Origin of the sequence: Luteipulveratus halotolerans, from assembly GCF_001247745.1 — a bacterium.
Classification (GTDB): domain Bacteria; phylum Actinomycetota; class Actinomycetes; order Actinomycetales; family Dermatophilaceae; genus Luteipulveratus; species Luteipulveratus halotolerans.
Window position 1 is genome coordinate 2,491,405 of record NZ_LAIR01000002.1, and the last position, 20,607, is coordinate 2,512,011.

Annotated in this window: 21 protein-coding genes; 14 read left to right on the plus strand and 7 right to left on the minus strand. The window is 69.7% G+C overall.

Annotated elements, in window-relative coordinates; all coding sequences use genetic code 11:
• The first annotated feature begins 100 nt into the window (after positions 1-100).
• The 6 genes from VV01_RS12515 to VV01_RS12540 are packed head-to-tail and all read left to right on the plus strand — an operon-like array spanning position 101 to position 5,461.
• Entirely contained in the window at positions 101-811 is a 711-nt protein-coding gene (locus tag VV01_RS12515) for a response regulator transcription factor (protein WP_050670179.1), read from the plus strand.
• A gap of 22 nt (positions 812-833) precedes the next feature.
• Positions 834-1,061 (plus strand): sensor histidine kinase, encoded by a 228-nt coding sequence (locus VV01_RS23900; RefSeq protein WP_050670180.1) that lies wholly within the window; start codon positions 834-836, stop codon positions 1,059-1,061.
• Positions 1,062-1,115: 54 nt separating this feature from the next.
• The gene (locus VV01_RS12525; protein ID WP_050670181.1) at positions 1,116-1,742 is read left to right on the plus strand and encodes a DUF305 domain-containing protein; all 627 of its coding nucleotides are present in this window, start codon (positions 1,116-1,118) and stop codon (positions 1,740-1,742) included.
• 1 nt (position 1,743) lies between these two features.
• Entirely contained in the window at positions 1,744-2,625 is an 882-nt protein-coding gene (locus tag VV01_RS12530; protein ID WP_071606369.1) for a F510_1955 family glycosylhydrolase, read from the plus strand.
• Entirely contained in the window at positions 2,622-3,800 is a 1,179-nt protein-coding gene (locus VV01_RS12535; protein WP_071606370.1) for a DUF418 domain-containing protein, read from the plus strand. The genes VV01_RS12530 and VV01_RS12535 overlap by 4 nt, the downstream gene beginning before the upstream one ends.
• Complete coding sequence (locus VV01_RS12540; protein ID WP_197275037.1) at positions 3,797-5,461, plus strand: gamma-glutamyltransferase; 1,665 nt, start codon at positions 3,797-3,799, stop codon at positions 5,459-5,461. The genes VV01_RS12535 and VV01_RS12540 overlap by 4 nt, the downstream gene beginning before the upstream one ends.
• A gap of 43 nt (positions 5,462-5,504) precedes the next feature.
• Here the strand turns inward: VV01_RS12540 and VV01_RS24620 are convergent, their stop codons facing one another.
• Together VV01_RS24620 and VV01_RS12550 are read right to left on the minus strand one after the other, a co-directional pair.
• On the minus strand, positions 5,505-5,828 hold the full coding sequence (locus VV01_RS24620) for a cation transporter dimerization domain-containing protein (protein WP_157509128.1): 324 nt from the start codon (positions 5,826-5,828) through the stop codon (positions 5,505-5,507).
• Positions 5,825-6,370: a TetR/AcrR family transcriptional regulator gene (locus VV01_RS12550; RefSeq protein ID WP_050670185.1), complete on the minus strand. Its 546-nt coding sequence runs from the start codon at positions 6,368-6,370 to the stop codon at positions 5,825-5,827. The genes VV01_RS24620 and VV01_RS12550 overlap by 4 nt, the downstream gene beginning before the upstream one ends.
• A gap of 141 nt (positions 6,371-6,511) precedes the next feature.
• Between VV01_RS12550 and VV01_RS12555 the strand changes: the two genes are divergently transcribed.
• The 3 genes from VV01_RS12555 to VV01_RS12565 all read left to right on the plus strand — a co-directional run bounded on the left by VV01_RS12555 (position 6,512) and on the right by VV01_RS12565 (position 9,946).
• Positions 6,512-7,918, plus strand: a complete 1,407-nt coding sequence (locus tag VV01_RS12555) for an MFS transporter (RefSeq protein WP_050670186.1) — start codon at positions 6,512-6,514, stop codon at positions 7,916-7,918.
• Between the two features lie 239 nt (positions 7,919-8,157).
• Positions 8,158-9,231: an NlpC/P60 family protein gene (locus tag VV01_RS12560; RefSeq protein ID WP_071606564.1), complete on the plus strand. Its 1,074-nt coding sequence runs from the start codon at positions 8,158-8,160 to the stop codon at positions 9,229-9,231.
• Between the two features lie 295 nt (positions 9,232-9,526).
• Complete coding sequence (locus tag VV01_RS12565) at positions 9,527-9,946, plus strand: VOC family protein (RefSeq protein WP_050670188.1); 420 nt, start codon at positions 9,527-9,529, stop codon at positions 9,944-9,946.
• Positions 9,947-10,205: 259 nt separating this feature from the next.
• Here the strand turns inward: VV01_RS12565 and VV01_RS12570 are convergent, their stop codons facing one another.
• A complete protein-coding gene (locus VV01_RS12570) occupies positions 10,206-10,865 on the minus strand; it encodes an MOSC domain-containing protein (RefSeq protein WP_331456443.1) in 660 nt (219 codons plus the stop codon).
• A gap of 30 nt (positions 10,866-10,895) precedes the next feature.
• Positions 10,896-11,111, minus strand: a complete 216-nt coding sequence (locus VV01_RS12575) for a hypothetical protein (protein ID WP_050670189.1) — start codon at positions 11,109-11,111, stop codon at positions 10,896-10,898.
• A 98-nt stretch (positions 11,112-11,209) separates the two neighbouring features.
• On the opposite strand from VV01_RS12575, the gene VV01_RS12580 reads away from it, so the two are divergent.
• The 4 genes from VV01_RS12580 (at position 11,210) to VV01_RS12590 (ending at position 15,623) form a co-directional block, all read left to right on the plus strand.
• Positions 11,210-12,895, plus strand: coding sequence for a DUF885 domain-containing protein (locus VV01_RS12580; RefSeq protein ID WP_050670190.1), 1,686 nt, complete (start codon positions 11,210-11,212; stop codon positions 12,893-12,895).
• A 35-nt stretch (positions 12,896-12,930) separates the two neighbouring features.
• On the plus strand, positions 12,931-14,490 hold the full coding sequence (locus VV01_RS12585; protein ID WP_331456444.1) for a cation:proton antiporter: 1,560 nt from the start codon (positions 12,931-12,933) through the stop codon (positions 14,488-14,490).
• Positions 14,445-14,849, plus strand: a complete 405-nt coding sequence (locus tag VV01_RS24775) for a UBP-type zinc finger domain-containing protein (RefSeq protein ID WP_331456445.1) — start codon at positions 14,445-14,447, stop codon at positions 14,847-14,849. The genes VV01_RS12585 and VV01_RS24775 overlap by 46 nt, the downstream gene beginning before the upstream one ends.
• A 132-nt stretch (positions 14,850-14,981) precedes the next feature.
• Entirely contained in the window at positions 14,982-15,623 is a 642-nt protein-coding gene (locus VV01_RS12590; RefSeq protein WP_050670191.1) for a Maf family protein, read from the plus strand.
• 28 nt (positions 15,624-15,651) lie between these two features.
• On the opposite strand, the gene VV01_RS12595 is transcribed toward VV01_RS12590, so the two are convergent.
• From VV01_RS12595 to VV01_RS12605, 3 genes are all read right to left on the minus strand, one after another.
• The gene (locus tag VV01_RS12595; protein WP_050670192.1) at positions 15,652-17,067 is read right to left on the minus strand and encodes an MFS transporter; all 1,416 of its coding nucleotides are present in this window, start codon (positions 17,065-17,067) and stop codon (positions 15,652-15,654) included.
• 199 nt (positions 17,068-17,266) lie between these two features.
• Positions 17,267-18,823, minus strand: a complete 1,557-nt coding sequence (locus VV01_RS12600; protein WP_050670193.1) for an acyl-CoA carboxylase subunit beta — start codon at positions 18,821-18,823, stop codon at positions 17,267-17,269.
• Between the two features lie 83 nt (positions 18,824-18,906).
• Complete coding sequence (locus VV01_RS12605; protein ID WP_050670194.1) at positions 18,907-20,088, minus strand: acyl-CoA dehydrogenase family protein; 1,182 nt, start codon at positions 20,086-20,088, stop codon at positions 18,907-18,909.
• Positions 20,089-20,167: 79 nt separating this feature from the next.
• Here VV01_RS12605 and VV01_RS12610 point away from each other — a divergent pair, with 79 nt between their 5' ends.
• Positions 20,168-20,578: a MerR family transcriptional regulator gene (locus VV01_RS12610; protein ID WP_050670195.1), complete on the plus strand. Its 411-nt coding sequence runs from the start codon at positions 20,168-20,170 to the stop codon at positions 20,576-20,578.
• The last annotated feature ends 29 nt before the right edge of the window (positions 20,579-20,607 follow it).

Here is a 20,607-nt window from a genome sequence, read left to right on the forward strand (position 1 = left end):
TCCCACGAACCATGGAGTTTTGACGAAGATCGTCTGGTGACTTGGCCGCTTCACCAGCCGTTGGCTGCACCGCGAGGTTCACGACGGTGAGACTGACCGGATGACGGTGCAGCAGAACGACCGCCGGTCCCGTGTGATGGTGGTCGATGACGAACGAGCCTTGGCAGGGATGATCGCGAACTACCTCGATCGTGCGGGCCATCACGTGCGAGTCGTCCACACCGGCACCGAGGCGGTTCCGGCCGCCCGCGAATGGGCCCCGGATGTTGTCGTCCTCGACCTTGGGCTTCCCGGCGTGGACGGTGTCGAGGTCTGCCGTCAGATCCGTACGTTCTCCGACTGCCTGGTGCTGATGGTCACCGCCAGGGACGGCGAGACCGACACGTTGATCGGCCTTTCAGTCGGGGCAGACGACTACATGAGTAAGCCGTTCAGCGTGCGGGAGCTCGTCGCACGCGTAGGTGTCCTGCTTCGACGGCCGCGCGCCTCGGCGTCCGTGCCTGCGGCCGGTCTGCGGCTGGGCGGCCTGCACGTGGACCCCCAGGCCCGGGAGGTGCTGCTCGACGGCTCGCCGGTCCATCTGACTCGTACCGAGTTCGAGCTGCTGGCGACGCTGCTCGCGCAGCCGCGACGCGCGTTTGGTCGACGAGCGTTGATCGATGAGATCTGGGGTCCGGACTGGGTGGGCGATGAGCACCTCGTCGACACACATGTCGCGCACGTGCGGCGCAAGCTCGACGACGATCCTGCGCGCCCTCGGTTCATCGAGACGGTCCGTGGCATCGGCTACCGAGCGGGTAGCGGGTCATGACCGTCAAGGACCAGGAGTCCCGGTGATCGATGTCGCCGACGACGGAGACGGCATCGCTGAGGAGCACCTGTCGCACGTGTTCGAACGCTTCTACCGGACGGACAGCGCCCGCGACCGGGACCACGGCGGCGCCGGCATCGGACTTGCGATCTGCCGCTCGGTGGTACGCGCTCACGGAGGGTCGATCATCGCCCGTAGCGGCGGACTCGGCACGGGCGCAACGTTCCGGATCACCCTGCCGACTTCATGAAATCTCCATAGAACCTCGGCCTCCGCGCAGCAACCGCGCGCAAGGCTGGAGCGTATGAAGTGGACCTCGCCCTCAGCCCTTGTCACCGGCGCCGTTGTCGTGGCGCTCACGCTCAGCGCCTGCGGAGACGACGACAACGGTCACGGCTCGGGCCACAGCCCGGGCATGGACGGAATGAGCTCCTCGGCGACGCCGTCCACGGCAGCGGGTCGCCAGGGGGACATCTCCTTCGCCCAGCAGATGATCCCGCACCACCGTCAGGCCGTGCAGATGGCCGACATGGCGTTGGGCAAGCAGGGCGTCTCCGCCGATGTCACCCGTCTCGCGACCGACATCAAGAAGGCGCAGGACCCCGAGATCACCAAGATGAGCGGGTGGCTCCGGTCGTGGGGTGCCGCGGTACCGAGCGCCGGTTCCCACGCCGGCCACGACATGAGCGGAATGCCCGGAATGATGTCCGAGCAGGACATGAGCGGGCTCGAGAAGGCAAGCGGTTCGACATTCGACCGGATGTGGCTGACGATGATGATCAAGCACCACCAGGGCGCAGTCACGATGGCCACCGACGTGAAGAAGACGACCAGCAACCCTCAGGTCACCAGCCTCGCTAACGCGATCATCAAGGGGCAGAACGCGGAGATCCGCACCATGCAGGGCCTGCTGAAGCCGTCGAGCTCCTGACTTGCTCACCCCGGTCACCAAGCCCGTGTCCCGACGCGCCGCCATCGCCGGCCTCGCCGGCACCGTCGGCCTCGTCGCGACAGCCTGCGGCCCGAAGAGCTCCTCCGACGCGCGCCCTGGGGCAGCGTCCTCACCGAGCGGACTCGCCGACGTCGTCATCACCCACATTCACGCGATCGCCCCGACGCCGCAGGAGCGTGGCGTGCTGCTGGCCACCCACGAAGGACTCTTCGAGGTGGTGGGCCGCCGTCCTCGGCGCATCGGGCCGGTGATTGACCTGATGGGATTCACCATCGCGCCGAGCGGGACCTACCTCGCCTCGGGTCACCCAGGGCCCGGGAGCCCACTGCCCGACCCGGTGGGACTGATCGCATCGACCGACCGAGGGCGAACCTGGAAAGCCCAGTCGCGAAGCGGAGTCTCCGACTTCCACGCCTTGGCCTCGACGACCTCGGCGACCCTCGCGTACGACAACGCCCTGCGCGTGACCAAGGACGGACGCACCTGGTTCACCGCGACCATGCCGGCCCCGCCTCGAGCCCTGGCCGCGTCTGCGGCGGGAACCGTGCTGGCGACGACCGAGAGGGGCCTGTTCCTTACCTACAACGACGGCCAGCGCTGGTCTCCGGTCCGCACGCCGCGCCTCCTGGTGGTCGCAACATGGGTGGGCTCATCAACGATCGTTGGCGCCGACGTCGACGGCCGGCTGGTCATCAGCGGTGATGCCGGACGCAGCTGGCAGACAGGGGCGCAGGTCGGCGCCGTCGATGCGATCTGCGCCCGCCGAACCGGTAGATCGGTCACCGTCGACTACGTCGTCGGCACTGCCGTGCGGCGTACCACCGACCTCGGGAGAGGTACGTCCGAGGTGTTTGCGGGATGACGCCAGCGGACCAGCCCATCTCCCCACGCCGGCCGGGCCGAGCGCTCACCCTCGAGCAGCCGTCCGTGTCCCGGCGCCGACGCCGCGAGGAGGGAGCTCGATCACCGCGTCATGCCGCGAAGTCGGACGCCGGCAGGCTGCTGGCCCTGGATGCCGCACGAGGCGTTGCTCTGGCAGGCATGGTGATCATCAATGTCGGGCCGGTGAAGGTGAACGGTCTACTGGATCGCCTCTACCTGGCTCCGTACGGCAGGGCGTCGATCCTCTTCGTCCTGGTCGCCGGCATCAGCATGACCTTCTTCCTCCGCTCACGCCGACGCGATGCGCGGCGCTGGCCCACCCTGGTGTGGCGCTCCGTGCTGTTCCTCTTCGGCGGTCTGCTGATGCAGTCACTCACCCCGGAGGTGAGCGTCATCCTGCCGATGTACGGAGTGCTGTTCGTGCTCGCCCTGGCCGTGCAGCGCCTCCCGCGGCAGGCCCTTCTCGGTCTTGCGGTAGCCATGGCTGCGCTGGGCCCAGCGGTGATCGTCACGCACGAGACACTGGATGGTCACGGGCAGCACTTCACGACAGCGCCGACGATCGCAGCCCCGATTCGGGGCATCGCCCACAGCGTGCTGCTGTCCGGCCCCTACCCGGTGCTCGCATGGGTCGTGCCGTTCCTCATCGGGATGTGGGTCGCCGGCCTTGACCTGTCCAGCCGGGTCACGCTCAACGCGATGATCGCCTGGGGCGCGCTCCTGACCACGACGGGCCTGGCCGGGGCCGTCGTCGGGCCTGCTCTGACCGGCCGCACGGACGGTTACGCCAAGCTGCTCACCGGCGCCGCTCACGGTCAGATGCCGCTGTGGCTGGTCAGCAGCATCAGTGGCGCGGTGTGCGCGGTGGCCGTCTTCTTGCGCTCCTGGCACGTCATCGGCCGTTACTGCGGCCTCCTGGTCACGGCCGGGCAGATGGCGCTCAGCCTGTACGTCGTCCACTTCCTCATCATTGCCGTGACCACGCGCGCCGACACCCGTGCCATCGGGGTCGTGATGAGCACAGCGCTCATCACCGCACTGCTGGCGTTCGCCCACGTCTGGCTCCGCCTGAGCGACATCGGCCCTCTCGAGCGAGTGATCCGCGCAGCATGGCTCCGCCGCGTCAGCGGTCCACCGCGGCGGGCTCGCGCATGACCGACAACTTGCCCGCGCCGAGCCGCCGCCAAGCTCTGGCGGGGATCGCCGCGCTAGGCCTCGCCGGATGCTCCACACCACCGAGCCCACCCCAGCCAACAGCGAGCCCACCCACCCTGCTGCCGCCCAGCGCGCCACCGAGCAGCACCACTGGCCGACTGAATGCCTACGGCGTCAGCTCCGGCCACCCCCTCGCCTCGCAGGCCGGGCTGAAGACCCTGTCCGCCGGCGGCACCGCAGTGGACGCGGCGATCGCTGCTGCCTTCGCCGATGCGGTACTGCAACCCGCGTCCTCAGGAATTGGCGGAGGCGGAGTCAGCATCGTCGTCCGCGATGGGCGTGCCCAGAACTACGACTACCGCGAGGTCGTCAACCGGGCCGGTCGAATCCCCCGCAGCGGCACCGGGATCCCCGGGTTCGTCGCCGGGATGGCCGCCCTGCACCGCGACCATGGGCGGCTGCCCTGGAGCACCCTCCTGCAACCAGCCATTGCGCTGGCCTCCGACGGTGCCCCGGTGTCCCGGTATCTCGCCGACACCATCAACGCCCCTCTTGGCCGACGTGTGACCAAAGCCCTCCCCCACTTCCACGCCAGCACCGGCAAGCCCCTCACCGCGGGTCAGCGACTCATCCAGGCCGAGCTGGCTCGCACCATGCAGCAGCTCGCACGCGACGGGGAGGACTACTTCTACCGCGGCGCGTTCACCCGAGCGCTCACCCAGGTCGAGGGCCTGGACGCATCGTCGTTGAATGCCTACCGGCTCCAGGTCTCCCAGCCGGCGAGCGGGCCCGTCGGCTCGTACACGATGCTCTCGGGGGCACCGGCCCTCCCCGGTGCGGCGATCATCCAAATGGTGCAGGTCGCACAGGCCGCCGGAATCGGCGACCTCGACCCCGACTCCGCCGCGTTCATCGACGTGCAGTCCCAGGCGTGGCAGATCGCCGACCAGTCAGTTCAGACCCTGTTCGGCGATCCCGCCTTCGTCACCGTGCCGGTGGCCCGGCTGACCGACCCGGCGGCCAACGCTGACCTGGCCCGGTCAATGAAGCGCCGGCCCACCGCGAGGATCGGCCCGAAGTACACCGGCGCACCCAACACCACTCACATCTCTGTCGTCGATGCCCACGGCACAGCCGTCTCGATGACCAACACGATCACCAACTACTGGGGATCTGGGCAGTACGTCGGCGGCTTCTTCCTCAACGACCAGATCGGACGCTTCGGCGACATCGGCACCACGAGGGCGAACACACCATCCCCCGGGCGACGGTCGGTGACCTGGAGCTCACCCTCCATGCTGCTCGATGACCAGAGCCGGCCCGCTCTGGTGATCGGAGCCCCTGGAGGCCGGCAGATCCCCAACACCACAGCCAGCGTGGTCCTGCGCTGGGCGCTGCATCACCAGTCCTTGCCAGACGCGGTGCGGGCACCACGATTCATCCTCGACGAGGGCGACCTGCGACTCGAAGCCGCGACCCACCGCAACGCTCTCACCAGGCTGGGGTACCGCGCCCGCGTGACGGCACCATCGACCCGCGCGAACTACGGATCCGTCCAAGCCCTCGACGTGTCCTGGGGCGATCAGGCAGTCCGCAGCTACGCCGACCCCCGCCGCTCGGCCGGGTACGCCGTTGCCACCGGCACCCCACCACCACCGTGACTCGCGCGCTGCGGACGCTGCAAGCTCAGAGGCTGTCCCGCCCTCAACGCGAACCCGCCGGGCTGGGGTGGACGGTCGCTGCTGTGAGACGGCGCACCCGATCCAGCAGACGAGCCTGGACGTCATGGGCGATGTCGTGGGCCTCGGCCTGGCTCAGGTCGGACGACACAGTGACGTCGACCTCTGCGCGCAAGGTGTGACCGATCCATCGAAGACGCAGCTCGCGCACGGCTTGCACTCCAGTTACCGAGAGCACCGCCGCCGTGGCCTGGTCGACCAGAGCAGCTGAGCAGTCACCCCGAGGCGCACTGACACGGTCCCCGCATGCGACTCTCCCTGCGAGTCGAACGGCGGGCCGCGCTGTCAGGCGTCGACGCGTCCTGGAGCAAGGACACCGGAGAACACGGTGCGCAGCACCAGATCGGGCGCTTCGTCGGCGGCGAGCCGCCCATCGGCGACATCCGTGGCGGCGCCGTGGATCAGGTGGTGCACCGCTGCGGCCATCCACCGACTCGGCAGATCCGACCTGAACGCCCCATCGCGCTGGCCTCGCCGGATCAGCTGCTCGACACGCTCTGCGGGCCGTGCGTGAAGATCCTGGATCCGGCCCGGCGGTAACACCTTCTGCGCCGCTTGCAGCAGCGCGCTGGACTTGGCGATGAGCTGCCAACCAGAGTCGATGAGCGCGGTGAGCACCTCGACAGGGTCACCCTCGAGGTCCAGACCATCCAGCACGGCATCACCCTCTGCCAGCACCTCGACCAGGGCCGCCTCGACGAGCTCCTCCCTGGTCGCGAAGTGGCTGTACAGCGTCACCCGGCCCACACCAGCCACCTTGGCGATCTCACTGGTGCTCGCGGACGCGTCCCGGCCAAGGCACTCGATCGCAGCGTGCACGATCTTGCGCATGCTTGCCTGCGCATCCGCACGCTTGGCCGGCGTCGTTGATCGCACCACCACAAGACTCCTAAGCCGAACGGGAATGTTCGGGTTACCCTATCGCTTGTAAAGCGAACACAACTGTTCGGATTAAGCGAAGGAGACCCCGTCATGACCCAGCCAGCCCCAGCGCCTACGGCCCAGGAGGCGCCCGACCCACGTCGTTGGCGCATCCTCGGGATGGTGGGCATCGCCCAGCTCATGCTCATCCTGGACGTCACAGTCGTGGCGATCGCTCTGCCGCACATGGGCGCCGACCTCGGGCTCTCGCGCGAGACCCTCACCTGGGTCGTCAGCGGGTACACACTCACCTTCGGCGGTCTGCTGCTGCTCGGCGGACGCGCCGCGGACCTCTTCGGCCCAAGACGACTCGTTCTCGCCGGACTCGCCGTGTTCGCCGCCGGCTCTCTCGCCGCCGGTCTTGCCGACAGCGGCGCAGTCCTGCTGAGCGGACGAATCGCCCAGGGCGTCGCCGCCGCGATGCTCTCCCCGGCCGCCCTGTCCCTGGTCGTGACGATCTTCGAAGGCGAAGAGCGCAACAAGGCCCTCGGCATCTGGTCCGCGCTCGGCGGCAGCGGCGCGGCGCTCGGTGTGCTCCTCGGAGGCTTGCTCACCGCTGGCCCCGGGTGGTCCTGGGTGTTCTTCGTCAATGTCCCGGTCGCCGTGATCCTGCTCGCAACCCTCGCCACCCAGCTGCCAGCACCGGGCCTGCCGGTGAACCGCTCCGGCGCCCCACGCGGTCGCCTCGACCTGCTCGGCGCCGCCCTGGCGACTGCCGGGACAGCAACCCTGATCTACGCCGTCATCCGCGCCGGCGAGCACGGCTGGGCGACCACCACCACATTCGGCCTGATCGCGGGATCTGTCGTGCTGTACGTCGCGTTCGTCGTCCGCCAGCGGACGTCAGCTCAGCCCCTGATGGACCTGGGCCTGCTCGCGCGACGCCCGGTCGCGGTCGGCACCCTGCTCATCATGGTCGCCACCGCGCTGATGATCGCAGTGTTCTTCCTCGGCACGTTCTACCTGCAGCACTACCAGGAGTACAGCGCGCTGAAGACCGGCCTGCTGTTCCTGCCGGTAGCTCTGGCCACGATGGCCGGCGCCAACCTCGCAGGCCGCAGCATCGGCTCGCTCGGCGCTCGCACGCTCGGCGTCCTCGGCCTGCTCGTGGCCGCTGCGGGGATGGCCATCCCCGCCCTCGCCTCCGGTACGACGATGCTGATCATCGGTGTTGCCATCGCCGCGTCGGGGACAGGCGTGATGTTCGTCGTCGCCTCAGCGACTGCACTAGGACAGGTCGCACCGCACGAGGCCGGCATCGCCTCGGGCATCGTCAGCACTTTCCACGAGTTCGGCGCCTCCCTCGGCGCTGCCGTGGTCTCCAGCGTCGCCGCCAGCAGCATCGCCGGCCGCGGAACGGCTGGGTTCGAGCACGGCTTCACCGCCGGCGCGATCACAGCATTGGTGACCGCCGTCGTCGCCTTCGTGCTCACCCCGAAGCCTCAAGCGACCACCTGAGGAAGTGACCACCGCAGCCGGAGGCCGGCGACCGGACCGGGTCGCCAGCCTCCGGCCAACGGTCCACCTCTGGGCTCATGGAGATTCCGTGGAGGTTCCGTGGAGATCGACGTGGAAGCCGTGCCCTGAGCGCTACCGACCTCGATGCTGGGTCCTCGCCACGTTGATGGCGAGGGGTGGAGTTCGCGACCGAGACCCACCCGTACCTGCTGACGACAACGCATCGAGACGGAGGCGACATGGGCGAGCACCGGGACCACCACAAACCGCTCAAGCGGGCGAGCAGAAGAGACGTGCTCGGCCTCGTCGCAGGCACGGCCGTGGCCGGGGCGTCGTGGCAGGCACTGCGAGTACTGGAGGCCATACCGCCCGCCCAGGCTCAGGCTGCGCCTGCCCCTACCGCCGAGACTCAGCCCGCTGTCTCGTTGAACGCGGACAAGTTCAGGTACCTGCGCCAGTCCGGCCCAGCCCGCACGATCGTCCAGGACGAGCACGGACGACTCGTCGCGACGTTCACCGACCAGTGCCGACTGGTGGCAGTGACCGGACCGACACGCACCTTCGCCGAACCGCAGGGCACCGGGGAAACCGTCCGCCACAGCTCGTGGGTCCGGATCGCTCCCCAGGCATGGACACCCGGCTCCGAGAAGAGCTGGGGCAAGCCCTGGCTGATAGCAGCGCTCCAGGACAAGAAGCCCGACGTCCTAGCCGTCGCCATGCAGTACATCCAAGGCTCCAGAGATCTCCAGGACACCCACGGTCGCCGGTACGCCGGCAACGCCTCCTTCGGACCGCCTGGGGGCCCCGGGCAGCCGCGACTGGAGGCGTCCGACTTCTACGACTACCTCGGCGTGCCCTGGACGTTCCCCGACGGCCGGGTCAAGACGCCGGAGCCGGCCCGTATCGGCGCGATGGACTGCTCGGGCTATCTGCGCATGGTCTTCGGCTACCGCCTTGGCTTCCCACTGATGAGCAAGAGCGAGCCCAAGCCCGGACCCGCACTGCCACGTCGTGCGTACGCCATGGCCGCCTACGCACCTGGAATCTCCGTGATCCCCAACCGCAACGCCCAACCGCCCGCGGCTGAACTGGCTAAGCTGCAACCCGGCGACATGGTGTTCTTCGAGACCGACACCGAGATCGGCATCGACCACTCCGGCATCTACATGGGCCTGGACAGCAGCCGACAGCACCGGTTCATCTCCAGCCGCGGCGAACCGGACGGACCCAACATGGGAGACATCGGACGCCACTCCACTCTCGACGGCCCGGGGCCCTTCACCCGCGGCTTCCGCACAGCACGCCGAATCTGACATCGCGCATCGCCACTCTCGAGCCGACTCGTGCGTGCGCAGCCGAAGGGAGGCCTGGGCCTGGCCCTCAGCGACCCTTGAGGTTCGACTCAAAACGATCGCCGCAACGTCAGCGAGCCGCGACCAGTTCGACTTTCGAATCGGTCACTGAGCCGTCACCTTCGCGCGGCGCGTCCCGACCCGAAAACGATCGACACCGAGCCGGCGCTGATTCGGCCGCTGTCACGTGGAAACACGACGTTATGGATCGACCGCGACAACTGGGAGCGCTAAAGCCAGCCAGTACTGTCCGGCCATGCCACTGGATCTCGTCACTCTCATCGTGGACGACTACGACCGAGCCATCGATTTCTTCGTCTCGACGCTCAACTTCGTTCTGAGTGAGGACTCCCCCGCCACCACCACAGACGGGCGAGCGAAGCGGTGGGTCGTGGTCCGCCCCGCCGACGGCGGCACCGGCATCGTGCTCGCACGGGCGGACGGAGCCGAGCAGGAGGCAGCCATCGGCCATCAGTTCGCCAGCCGCGTCGGGGTCTTTCTTCGTGTACCGGACTTCGACGCCACACTGCATCGGCTGACCACCTCAGGATGCGACATCGTCCGCCCGACCAGACACGAGCCGTACGGGCGCGTCTGCGTCTTCCGGGACCCCTGGGGCAACCAGTGGGACCTTCTCGGGCCGGCCGACCGTGCTCCCTCGACTGGCGAGGTGTAGCCCTGACGTCACATTCGAGCAACCGGTCGAAACTTCGATGCGCCTTCAGCTCGAGTTCGGAATGACGACCCCACCCTCACTGGACCGGCGAGCCGCCAGGTTTCGCGCGGGTCACTGAGCCGTCACCTTCGGCTGGCGTGTCCCGACCCGCAGACGATCGTCACTGAGTCAGCCACAATCTGGTCGCTCGATCCCACGGCCGACCACGGGCCGGCCAGGACGCTTGCCACCGACGCACGGTCGCGAGCAGCCGAACTTCTCAGGCCCTCCGGTCGACCGCCCGCTCCAGGTCGGCGTGCTCCGCCGGGTCGAGTACGCCGGCCGCGAGGACTTCACGTCCCGCGCCCAGATCACCCATGAATGCCGCGAACGTCACGGGCACCGTGATGTCATGGTCCGGGCGTGAGAGCACCTCGAGCTCGTCGCCGCGGGTGATGCGACCGGGCACCTCGATCGAGAGGTACCCGCCCGAACGCCCATGCGCCGCAAAGGTTTTCAGCCACCCCGGCTCGCCCATCCGCGCCGCGAACGTCAAGCACGGGATCCGCGGACCGGCCACGACAACCACCACGTCCGGGCCGATCCGCCAACGCTCGCCGATGAGAGCGGCATCGACCTCGTAGCCCTGCGTGGTGAGGTTCTCACCGAACATGCCGTCCGGCAGCGAGCGCCCGAGGCGCTGCTCCCAGCCGTCGAGCTCCTCGCGGGCGACGGCGTACAGCGCCTGGGTGGAGCCGCCGTGGTGCTGGCGGTCACCGATGAAGTCACCCACGACGCCACTGCCGTCACCGCCGTGCTTGGGGCCGGGATCTCGCACGTCGACATGATCGACAGGCCGCTTGCCGATGCCGGTCGGCAGTCCCTTGCCGCGCGCGATCGGCTCGGGTGCACCGACGTTGACGGAGAGCACGGTTGCCACGCGTTTCACCGTACGACCGCGCTGCGACGGTCAGTCGCGGCGGCGTCGCTTCCTCAGCCGCTCGAAGAACCCGGCGGTCGCGATGCCGCTCGCGACCGGACTCGTCTGGGACCCTCCGGCGGCGATGATGCCGGCCGCCATCCCCGTCGTCCGGTCGTCGCACGAGCGGCACACCGTGCGGCCGGTGACCGTCTTGATCGCCGTGCCCGAGCGGCTCCGGCCGTACTGATCGCAGGTGAATGCCATGGATCGCAACCTACGCCTGCAGCGGGCGCCAGGACGGCTGGTGCACAAACCCGCCAATCGTGTGGCCGCGGGCCGCTCACCGTGCCTAGGCTCGACCGGTGACCGAGACCACCTCCACGCGTACGCCCACCCGCATCGACGCGATCGCCGAGCGCTACCACGAAGCAGCGCTGGCCCTGAGCCCCATCGCCCAGACCTACCTCGGCATCGGGGGCCACGACTCCGAGCTCGACGACTTCTCGCCCGCGGGCCGCGAGGCGCACGCCGCGCTGCGGGCCGACGTGCTGCGCGAGCTGGACGCCGAGGAGCCCGTCGACGACGTCGACCGCGTGACGGTCTCGGCGATGCGTGACCGCCTGGGCGTCGCCCAGGAGATGTACGACGCCGGCCTCGACCACAGCGACCTCAACGTCATCGCCTCGCCGCTGCAGGAGATCCGCGACGTCCTCGACCTGATGCCGACCGACAGCGACGAGCACTGGACGCACATCGCGGGCCGACTGCGCGCGATGCCGCAGGCGCTCGACCAGTGGTTCGAGTCGCTGCAGGTCGGCGCAGAGCGGGGGCTGGTCTCGGCGCGCCGCCAGGTCGAGGCGTGCATCGCCCAGACGGTCGACCACACCGCCGACGACGGCTACTTCGCCACTCTCGTCCGCAGCGCGCACACCAACGGTGACGACCTGTCCGAGGCGATCCGCACCGACCTCGAGGACGCCGCCCAGGCCGCGGCGTCGGCGTACCAGCGGGCCGGCGAGCGACTGCGCGAGGAGATCCTGCCGCAGGCGCCCGAGGCCGACGGGGTCGGGCGTGAGGCCTACCCGTTGTACTCCCGCCAGTTCCTCGGCGCCGAGATCGACCTCGCCGAGACCTACGCCTGGGGGCAGGAGGAGCTCGCTCGAATCACCGACGAGATGACCCGCGTCGCCGACCAGGTCAGGCCGGGCGCATCGGTCAAGGAGGCGATGCAGGCGCTGGACGCCGACCCCGCGTACCAGCTGCACGGCACCGACGCGCTCAAGGCGTGGATGCAGGAGCGGGCCGACGAGGCGGTCGCCGCCCTCGGTGGCACGCACTTCGACATCCCGACACCCGTGCGCACGATCGAGTGCATGATCGCGCCGACCCAGTCCGGCGGCATCTACTACACCGGCCCGAGCGAGGACTTCTCCCGGCCCGGTCGCATGTGGTGGTCGGTGCCGAAAGGCGTCGAGCAGTTCGGCACCTGGCGCGAGCTCACGACGGTCTACCACGAGGGTGTGCCCGGTCATCACCTGCAGATCGGGCAGACGATGTACCGCTCGCAGCTGCTCAACTCCTGGCGGCGCATGGACGCCTGGACGTCGGGCCACGGCGAGGGCTGGGCGCTGTACGCCGAGCGCCTCATGGACGAGCTCGGCTACCTCGACGACCCCGGCACCCAGCTCGGCATGCTCGACGGTCAGTCGCTGCGCGCGGCTCGCGTCGTCCTCGACATCGGCGTGCACTGCGGGTTCGACGCGCCCGAGGAGGTCGGCGGCGGCTCCTGGACGTACGACAAGGCCTGGCAGTTCTTGAACGCCCACGCCGACATGGCCGAGGGCTTCCTGCGGTTCGAGCTGGACCGCTACCTCGGCTGGCCCGGCCAGGCACCGGCGTACAAGATCGGTGAACGGCTGTGGCTGCAGCTGCGCGAGGAGGTCAGCGCTCGCGAGGGTGAGGCGTTCGACCTCAAGGCGTTCCACCGCCGCGCGCTCGACATCGGTGGCGTCGGTCTCGACACGTTGCGTGAGGCGCTGCTGCGCTGAGGTCGCCGACCCCGGCGTAGTGGAAGGATGCTCGGGTGCACGTCGCGCTCCCCATCCTGCTGCTCGTCTCGACCGTGGTCGTCGTGGCGACGCTGTCGCGACGCGTCGGCCTCTCCGCGCCGCTGGTGCTCACCGCTCTCGGTGCGGTCGCGTCGTACCTGCCGTGGATGCCGACGCCGTTCGAGGTCGAGCCCGAGGTCATCCTGCTCGGGTTCCTGCCACCGCTGCTGTTCGCCGCCGCGTCCCAGACGTCGCTGATCGACCTGGGTCGCAACCGGCAGCAGATCGCCGCGCTGTCGGTGTTCCTGGTGCTCGCCACGGCGTTCGGGGTCGGGCTGGTCGCCTGGCTGCTGCTGCACGGCTGGGTCGGCCTCGACCTGCCGTTCGCGGCAGCGTTCGCGCTGGGCGCCGTGGTCGCGCCTCCGGACGCCGTGGCCGCCACGGCGATCGCCCGCAAGATCGGGCTCCCCCGGCGCGTCGTCACCATCCTCGAGGGCGAGTCGTTGTTCAACGACGCCACTGCGCTCGTCACGCTGCGGACGGCCATCGCTCTGACCGCCGGAGGCGCGAGCCTGCTGACGACCGGCCGCGACTTCCTGATCGCCGCCGTCGGCGGTGCGGTCGTCGGGCTCGTCGCCTTCAAGGTGCTCGCCTACATCCGCACGCACGTCACCGAGCCCGTCACCGACGTCGCGATCTCCTTCCTCACGCCGTGGCTGGCGTACCTGCCCGCTGAGCAGATCCACTACGACGGCGGTCACGCGTCGGGGGTGATCGCCGTCGTCGTCTGCGGCGTGCTGCTCGCGCACAAGGCACCGATCATCCAGACCGCCCAGTCGCGGGTGTCCGAGCGGATGAACTGGTCGACCATCCAGTTCCTGCTCGAGAACCTCGTCTTCCTGCTGATCGGTCTGCAGACGCGCACGATCGTCGACGCCGTCGTACGCGACCCGCACATCGGCCTCGGCCGCACCCTTCTCGTCGGGCTGGGCATCCTGCTCACGGTCATGGTGGTGCGACCGCTGTTCGTCATGCCGCTGACGTGGCTGTGGAAGCGCTGGCAGAGTCCCGACCAGGCCGTGTCCCTGCGCGAGGCCGCGATCATCTCCTGGGCCGGGATGCGCGGTGTGGTCACACTCGCCGCGGCGTTCGTGCTGCCCACCGGCTTCCCGCAGCGCGAGTCGCTCGTGCTCATCGCGCTCGTCGTCACGGTCGGCACCCTGGTGGTGCACGGGTTCTCGCTCGGCTGGCTCGCCCGCCGGCTCGACCTGCACGGGCCTGACCCGCGCGAGGACGCCCTGCAGGCCGCCCAGGTCACCCAGGCCGCCGTACGGGCCGGCAGCGCCGAGCTCAACCGGGTCATCGAGGACCCCGACTCCCCCGACGTGCCCGACGACGTCGAGCAGGCGCTGCGCAGCCAGTCCGAGCGGCGTGCCAACCTGGCCTGGGAGCGGCTCGGCGGCGGACGGGACGACGCGGAGGCACCGACCGCGGTCTACCGCCGACTGCGTACGGCGATGCTGCAGGCCGAGCGCACAAGGTGCTCAAGATGCGCGACGCCGGCTTCATCGAGCACGACGTCCTGCGCACCGTGATGACCTCGCTCGACGTCGAGGAGTCGATGATCGCCGCCATCGGTGAGCGCGAGCAGGACCTGCACGACCGGATGCTGCTGACCCCCGAGGCCCGGCAGGGCGGGTGCGAGGACCTGCGCGAGGCCGACTCCACGCGGGTCGAGCCCGAGACGCACGCCGAGTGCCCCGAGTGCTTGCGCGAAGGCACGACGTGGGTGCACCTGCGGCTGTGCCTCGCCTGCGGCAACGTCGGCTGCTGCGACTCCTCGGTCGGCCGGCACGCCACCCGTCACTACGAGGAGACCGGCCACCCGGTGATGCGCTCGTTCGAGCCGGGCGAGGCCTGGCGCTGGTGCTTCAAGCACGACCTGCTCGGCTGAGCGGCAGCCGACGTCCGAGGCCGAGGTCAGCACCCGGTGCGCGCGGTCGCCTGGTCTCGATACAGGCTCCGCAAGCGCTCCGGCCCGACTCGACCAGCGGGGTACGCCGACCCGACCGGTAACCTCCGGGCCATGGCGATCCCTCTGATCCTGGCCTCAGCGTCCCCTGCTCGCCTCGCGACTCTGCGCAGCGCGGGCGTCGAGCCGACCGTCCGTGCGTCCGCGGTCGACGAGCCCGCGCTCGTGCAGCGGGCCGAGACCGAGTTCGGCGAGCTGGAGGCCGAGGACGTCGCGCTGCTCCTCGCACGCGCCAAGTGCGAGGCGGTCGCCGCCGGGCTGGTCGAGGCCGGCGAGTCGGCCGATGCGCTGGTGCTCGGCTGCGACTCGGTCCTGGAGCTCGGCGGTCAGACCTTCGGCAAGCCGGCCGACGCCGCCGACGCGATCGCCCGCTGGCAGCAGATGAGCGGCGGGTCCGGTGTGCTGCACACCGGGCACTGGCTCATCGACGACCGCGACGAGGGCACCGACGCGACCTTCGGGGCGGTCGCCTCGACGACCGTGCACTTCGCCCGGCTGAGCCAGGACGAGATCGAGGCCTACGTCGCCACCGGCGAGCCGCTGGAGGTCGCCGGCGCGTTCAAGATCGACGGTCTGGCCGGGGCGTACATCCGGGGCATCGAGGGCGATTACCACAACGTCGTCGGGCTGAGCCTGCCGTTGCTGCGCGAGCTGCTGGCCGAGGTCGACGTCGCCTGGCACGAGCTGCGCGACTGAGCGGCGGCCGCGCACCGCGGCGAGGAGCTCAGGACGCCGTACGCGTGCGTCGTCGGGCGACGACCTCCTCGGCCGCCTGCAGCGCCGCCGTCGCGCCGGGGCCTGCAGCTGTATCGGGCTCCGTCTGCGGGGCCGGCGTGCTGTCGGAGCTGTCCGGGCTGGACGCGCTGAGGGGCCGCCACACCATCACGCCCGTCGCGACCATGAGCAGCCCCGAGACCACGAACACCGTGTCGACCGGCCCGAGGTGGGTGCCCGCCACGTCGATGTCGATGTCCTTCATGACCGTGCTGACCAGCCAGCCCGTGACGGCCATCGAGGTCAGACTCGCGACCTTGGGGAACACCGTCAGCACGACGGTCGTCCGTCCGAGCAGCTCGGACGGGACGCTGCGCATCACCATCGGCATGAACACCGTGTTGGCGGCGCCGAGCGGCATCGCGAGCAGGAAGAAGATCGCCACCGCCACCGGGAACGACGTCGTGCGCGAGTACGCGAGGATGCCGACGCCGACGAGCACGAACGACGAGGCGAAGATGACCGGGGCGCCGAGGCGGCGCTCGAGCCGGGGTGCGGTGAGCGTGCCGCACAGCGTGCCGATCGCGAAGAACATCAGCAGCACACCGACGAGCTCGGCGCGCCGGTGCAGCACGTCGGTCACGAAGAACACCTCGAGGACGTTGATCATGCCGGTGGCGAAGGTGACGACCGTCAAGGCGAAGGTGACCGCCGCCATCAGCCGGTTGCCGGCGACCGCGCGCGCACCGTGGCGCAGCGAGGCCCAGAAGGTCTGCTCCGCCGCCGCGCGCGCCGGCGCGGAGTCCCACTCGAACCTGCTGAGCAGGAACGAGGACACCAGGAACGACAGTGCGTTGACGGCCAGCGCGGCCTCGGCCCCGACGGCGAAGTACAGCGGCGCGGCCAGCGGCGGCCCGGCGATGGCGATCAGGCTGTTGGCCGAGCCCTGCCGGGAGTACGCCGAGGTGCGCAGCTCATCGGGGATCGTCGAGGCGATCATCGTGTTGCGGGCCTGGTTGAAGAACTGACCCGCGCCGTTGGTGACGACGATCGCCGCGAAGATCCAGGCCAGGTCGACGGCCCGGCTGGTGCGGTCGCCGAGCAGCGGGATCAGCAGGAGGCTGCCGATGGCGACTGCTTGCACGGTGTTGCTGCGGATCAGGAGCCGTTGGCGGTCGACGCGGTCGGCGTACACCCCCGCGATCGGACCGACCAGCAGTACCGGCAGCGCGGCGGCGATGAGCACGCCGCTCGCCGCGCCCGGGGCCCACGACTCGCCGCGGGCCAGGTCGGTGACGATCCACAGCATGACCGTGACGTCGAAGACGAAGTCGCCGAGGCGCGACACCACGGCGGCAGGAAAGGCGTAGCGCCAGGCCTTGATGGCCCAGAGCTGCTTGCCCGGCGACACAGTGGCGGCGCCCACCCGCAGTCCTCTCAGCAGTCGGCGGGTGAAGGCTCCCTGGGAGTCCGCACCCCGCGGTCCGCCGAAAGGCGACCGCGTCCAACAACGTACCTACCGCATGGTCAGCCGAGGTGCTTGAGCGTTCGACAATCTGGTCATGTGTTGTTCACCGCGGATCGTCCCGCCGTTCCGCGGCCAGGACGATCCGCGGCCGGCGCGATCAGACCGGCGGGATCGCCCGTCTGCGCGTACTGAACGCGCGGTCGCGACGGGCGGCGTACTGCAGCCGCTTGAGCAGCTCACCGCGCAGCTCGTCGGCCTCGATGATGCCGTCGATCACCAGGTCCGCGGCCAGGCGTTCGATGTCGACGTCCTGGAGGTACTCCTCGCGCTTGGCGGCGATGAACGCCTCACGCTCGGCCTCGTCCTCGATGGCGGCGATCTTGTTGGCGTAGACCGCGTTGGTGGCAGCCTCGGCCCCCATCACCGCAATGCGCGCGGACGGCAGCGCGAGCGTGGCGTCCGGTCCGAAACCGGGGCCGGCCATGGCGTACAGGCCGGCGCCGTACGCCTTGCGCAGCACCACGCAGAACTGCGGCACGGTCGCCTCGGAGACGGCGGAGACCATCTTGGCGCCGTGCCGGATGATGCCGCCGCGCTCGACCTCCGAGCCGATCATGAAGCCCGGCACGTCGGTGAGGTAGATCAGCGGGATGGAGTAGGCGTCGCAGGTCCAGATGAACCGCGCTGCCTTGTCGGCGCTGTCGGTGAACAGCACGCCGCCCTTGACCATGGAGTTGTTGGCGACGATGCCGACGGTCCTGCCGTCCATGCGGCCGAAGCCGACGACCAGCTCGGCGGCGAACAGCGGCTTGACCTCGAAGAAGCTGTCGTCGTCGACCAGTCCGTCGATGACGTCGTGCACGTCGAACGGCTGCGACTCGACCTCGGGCACGGTGGCCCGGGTGAGCGGCGCGCTCGGCTCCTCACCGACGTACGACGGTGGCTCGTCGCGCCAGGTCGAAGGTACGTAGGAGAAGTACAGCTTGGCGAGCTCGATGGCCTCGGTGTCGTCGGAGGCCAGCAGGTCACCGACGCCGCTCACGGTGCAGTGCATGCGCGCACCGCCCATCTCCTCCAGCGACACCTTCTCGCCGACGACCATCTCGGCCATGCGCGGGCTGCCGAGGTACATCGAGGCGTTGCCCTCGACCATGATGATCACGTCGGTGAAGCTCGGGATGTACGCACCGCCCGCGGCCGAGGGCCCGAACAGGCAGCAGATCTGCGGCACCTTGCCCGACAGCGCGACCTGGTTGTGGAAGATCCGCCCGGCGCCGCGACGGCCCGGGAACAGCTCGACCTGGTCGGTGATGCGCGCGCCGGCGGAGTCGACGAACCAGAACACCGGCAGCTCTTCCCGCAGCGCGGCCTCGGTGGCGCGGACGATCTTCTCGACCGTGCGCGCACCCCACGAGCCGGCCTTCACGGTCGGGTCGTTGGCGACCACGATCGCGGGCCGACCCTCGACGGTGCCACGCCCGGTGACCACGCCGTCGGCCGGCAGGCCCTCGGCGGTCGCGTTGGCGTAGCGGCCGTCCTCGACGAAGCTGCCCTCGTCGAACAGCAGCGCGATGCGGTCACGGACGTAGAGCTTGTTCTGGCTGTCGAGCTTGGCCTTGGCCTTCTCGGTGGGAGTGGCCGAGGCGTCGTACGCCGCCTGCAGCCTGTCCCGGACGTCGACGACGTGCGCGTCGTGTGCCTCCTGCGTCGTCACTTCGTCTGTCGCGCTCGGTCGGGCTCCGCTGCGGCCGCGTGCTCGTTCCTCGCCCGCAACCTTCGCTGCACCCTCCTCGCCGCTCACTGAGGCAGCCCCAGCCCGCGTGCGATCACCATGCGCTGCACCTCCGAGGTGCCCTCGCCGATCTCCAGGATCTTGGCGTCCCGGTAGAACCGGGCCACGGGGTACTCCTCCATGAACCCGTTGCCGCCGAAGATCTGCGTCGCGATCCGCGTCGCGGTCACAGCGGCCTCGGTGGAGTAGAGCTTGCAGATCGCGGCGGCCTGCTTGACCTCGGCGACGCTGCGGCGGCCGGCCTCCAGCTCGTCCTTGAGCCATGCGGCCTTGTAGGTCAGCAGCCGCGCCGCCTCGACCATCACGGCCAGGTCGGAGACCTGGAACGACACGCCCTGGTTGATCGCGATCGGCTTGCCGAACGCCGTGCGCGACTGGGAGTACGCGGTGACCTGCTCGAGGCACGCCTGCGCGAGGCCGACCGCGAGCGCGGAGATCGCAACACGTCCGTCATCGAGCGTCTTGAGGAACTGCTTGAACCCGGCGCCCCGCTCACCGAGCAGGTTCTCCTCCGGCACGACGCAGTTGGTGAACGTGAGGCCGTGGGTGTCGGACGCGTGCCAGCCGAGCTTGTCGTAGGCCGGCTCGACCGTGAAGCCCTCCGTGCCGGACGGCACCATGATCGCGCTGATCTCAGGCTTGCCGTCGGCGCGCTCGCCGGTCTTGGCCGTGACCGTGACGACGGACGTACGGTCGGTGCCCGAGTTGGTGATGAACGCCTTGGCGCCGTTGATGGTCCAGCTGCCGTCGGTGAGGGAGGCGCGCGTACGCGTGGCGCCGGCGTCCGAGCCGGCGTCCGGCTCGGTCAGGCCGAAGCCGGCGAGCGTCTTGCCGGCGACGAGGTCTGGCAGGAAGCGCTGCTTCTGCTCGTCGGTGCCGTAGGTCAGGATCGGGTTGATGCCGAGCCCGACACCGGCCGACAGCGTGATGCCGACCGACTGGTCGACCCGGCCGAGCTCCTCGATGGCGAGGCACAGGTAGGTGAAACCGCCCTCGTCCAGCCCGGCACCGCCGTACTCCTGCGGCACGACGAGCCCGAAGAACCCGAGCTCGCCCATCTGCGGCACGAGGTGCGACGGGAAGTGGTGGTCGCGGTCCCACTGCGCGATGTGCGGGGCCACCTCGCGCTCGGCGAAGTCCCGCACGACGTGGCGGAAGTCCTCGTGGTCCTTGGTCAGCTCGAACATCGGTGGCGGGCGCCTCTCCAACAGGTGACGATGGTCACGCACTTGACGTTGACGTCAACGTAAAGCACGCTGACTGGCCATGACAACCCGGACCCCTGCCCCCGCGACGAGCCGCACCTGGTCGATCGCCGAGCTGGCGGACGAGTTCGAGGTCACGCACCGCACGATCCGCCACTACGAAGAGCTCGGCCTGATCGAGCCCGAGCGCCGTGGCACGGTCCGCGTCTTCCACGCCCGCGACCGCATCCGGCTCTCCCTGATCCTGCGGGGCAAGCGCATCGGGTTCCCGTTGACCGAGATCCGCAAGATCATCGACATGTACGACGAGCAGCCGGGCGAGGCGGGCCAGCTCGCCTACCTGCTCGCCCAGATCGCCGACCGACGGGCGGACCTCGAGCGCCGCCGTCAGGACATCGAGGACTCGCTGCGCGAGCTCGCGACCCTCGAACGCCGCTGCCGCGCCGACCTGCGCGACCTCACCCACACGTAGACCGTCGGCGCGCGCCTCGCACTGGGGGT

Excerpts from the sequence above, each read along its gene's own strand:
- VV01_RS12590 (WP_050670191.1), top strand. The coding sequence starts at position 14,982 with ATGGCGATCCCTCTGATCCTGGCCTCAGCGTCCCCTGCTCGCCTCGCG.
- VV01_RS12525 (WP_050670181.1), top strand. The coding sequence starts at position 1,116 with ATGAAGTGGACCTCGCCCTCAGCCCTTGTCACCGGCGCCGTTGTCGTG.
- VV01_RS12560 (WP_071606564.1), top strand. The coding sequence starts at position 8,158 with ATGGGCGAGCACCGGGACCACCACAAACCGCTCAAGCGGGCGAGCAGA.
- VV01_RS12535 (WP_071606370.1), top strand. The coding sequence starts at position 2,622 with ATGACGCCAGCGGACCAGCCCATCTCCCCACGCCGGCCGGGCCGAGCG.
- VV01_RS12565 (WP_050670188.1), top strand. The coding sequence starts at position 9,527 with ATGCCACTGGATCTCGTCACTCTCATCGTGGACGACTACGACCGAGCC.
- VV01_RS12515 (WP_050670179.1), top strand. The coding sequence starts at position 101 with ATGACGGTGCAGCAGAACGACCGCCGGTCCCGTGTGATGGTGGTCGAT.
- VV01_RS12610 (WP_050670195.1), top strand. The coding sequence starts at position 20,168 with ATGACAACCCGGACCCCTGCCCCCGCGACGAGCCGCACCTGGTCGATC.
- VV01_RS12555 (WP_050670186.1), top strand. The coding sequence starts at position 6,512 with ATGACCCAGCCAGCCCCAGCGCCTACGGCCCAGGAGGCGCCCGACCCA.
- VV01_RS12575 (WP_050670189.1), bottom strand. The coding sequence starts at position 11,111 with ATGGCATTCACCTGCGATCAGTACGGCCGGAGCCGCTCGGGCACGGCG.
- VV01_RS12550 (WP_050670185.1), bottom strand. The coding sequence starts at position 6,370 with ATGCGCAAGATCGTGCACGCTGCGATCGAGTGCCTTGGCCGGGACGCG.
- VV01_RS12540 (WP_197275037.1), top strand. The coding sequence starts at position 3,797 with ATGACCGACAACTTGCCCGCGCCGAGCCGCCGCCAAGCTCTGGCGGGG.
- VV01_RS12605 (WP_050670194.1), bottom strand. The coding sequence starts at position 20,088 with ATGTTCGAGCTGACCAAGGACCACGAGGACTTCCGCCACGTCGTGCGG.
- VV01_RS24775 (WP_331456445.1), top strand. The coding sequence starts at position 14,445 with ATGCGCGACGCCGGCTTCATCGAGCACGACGTCCTGCGCACCGTGATG.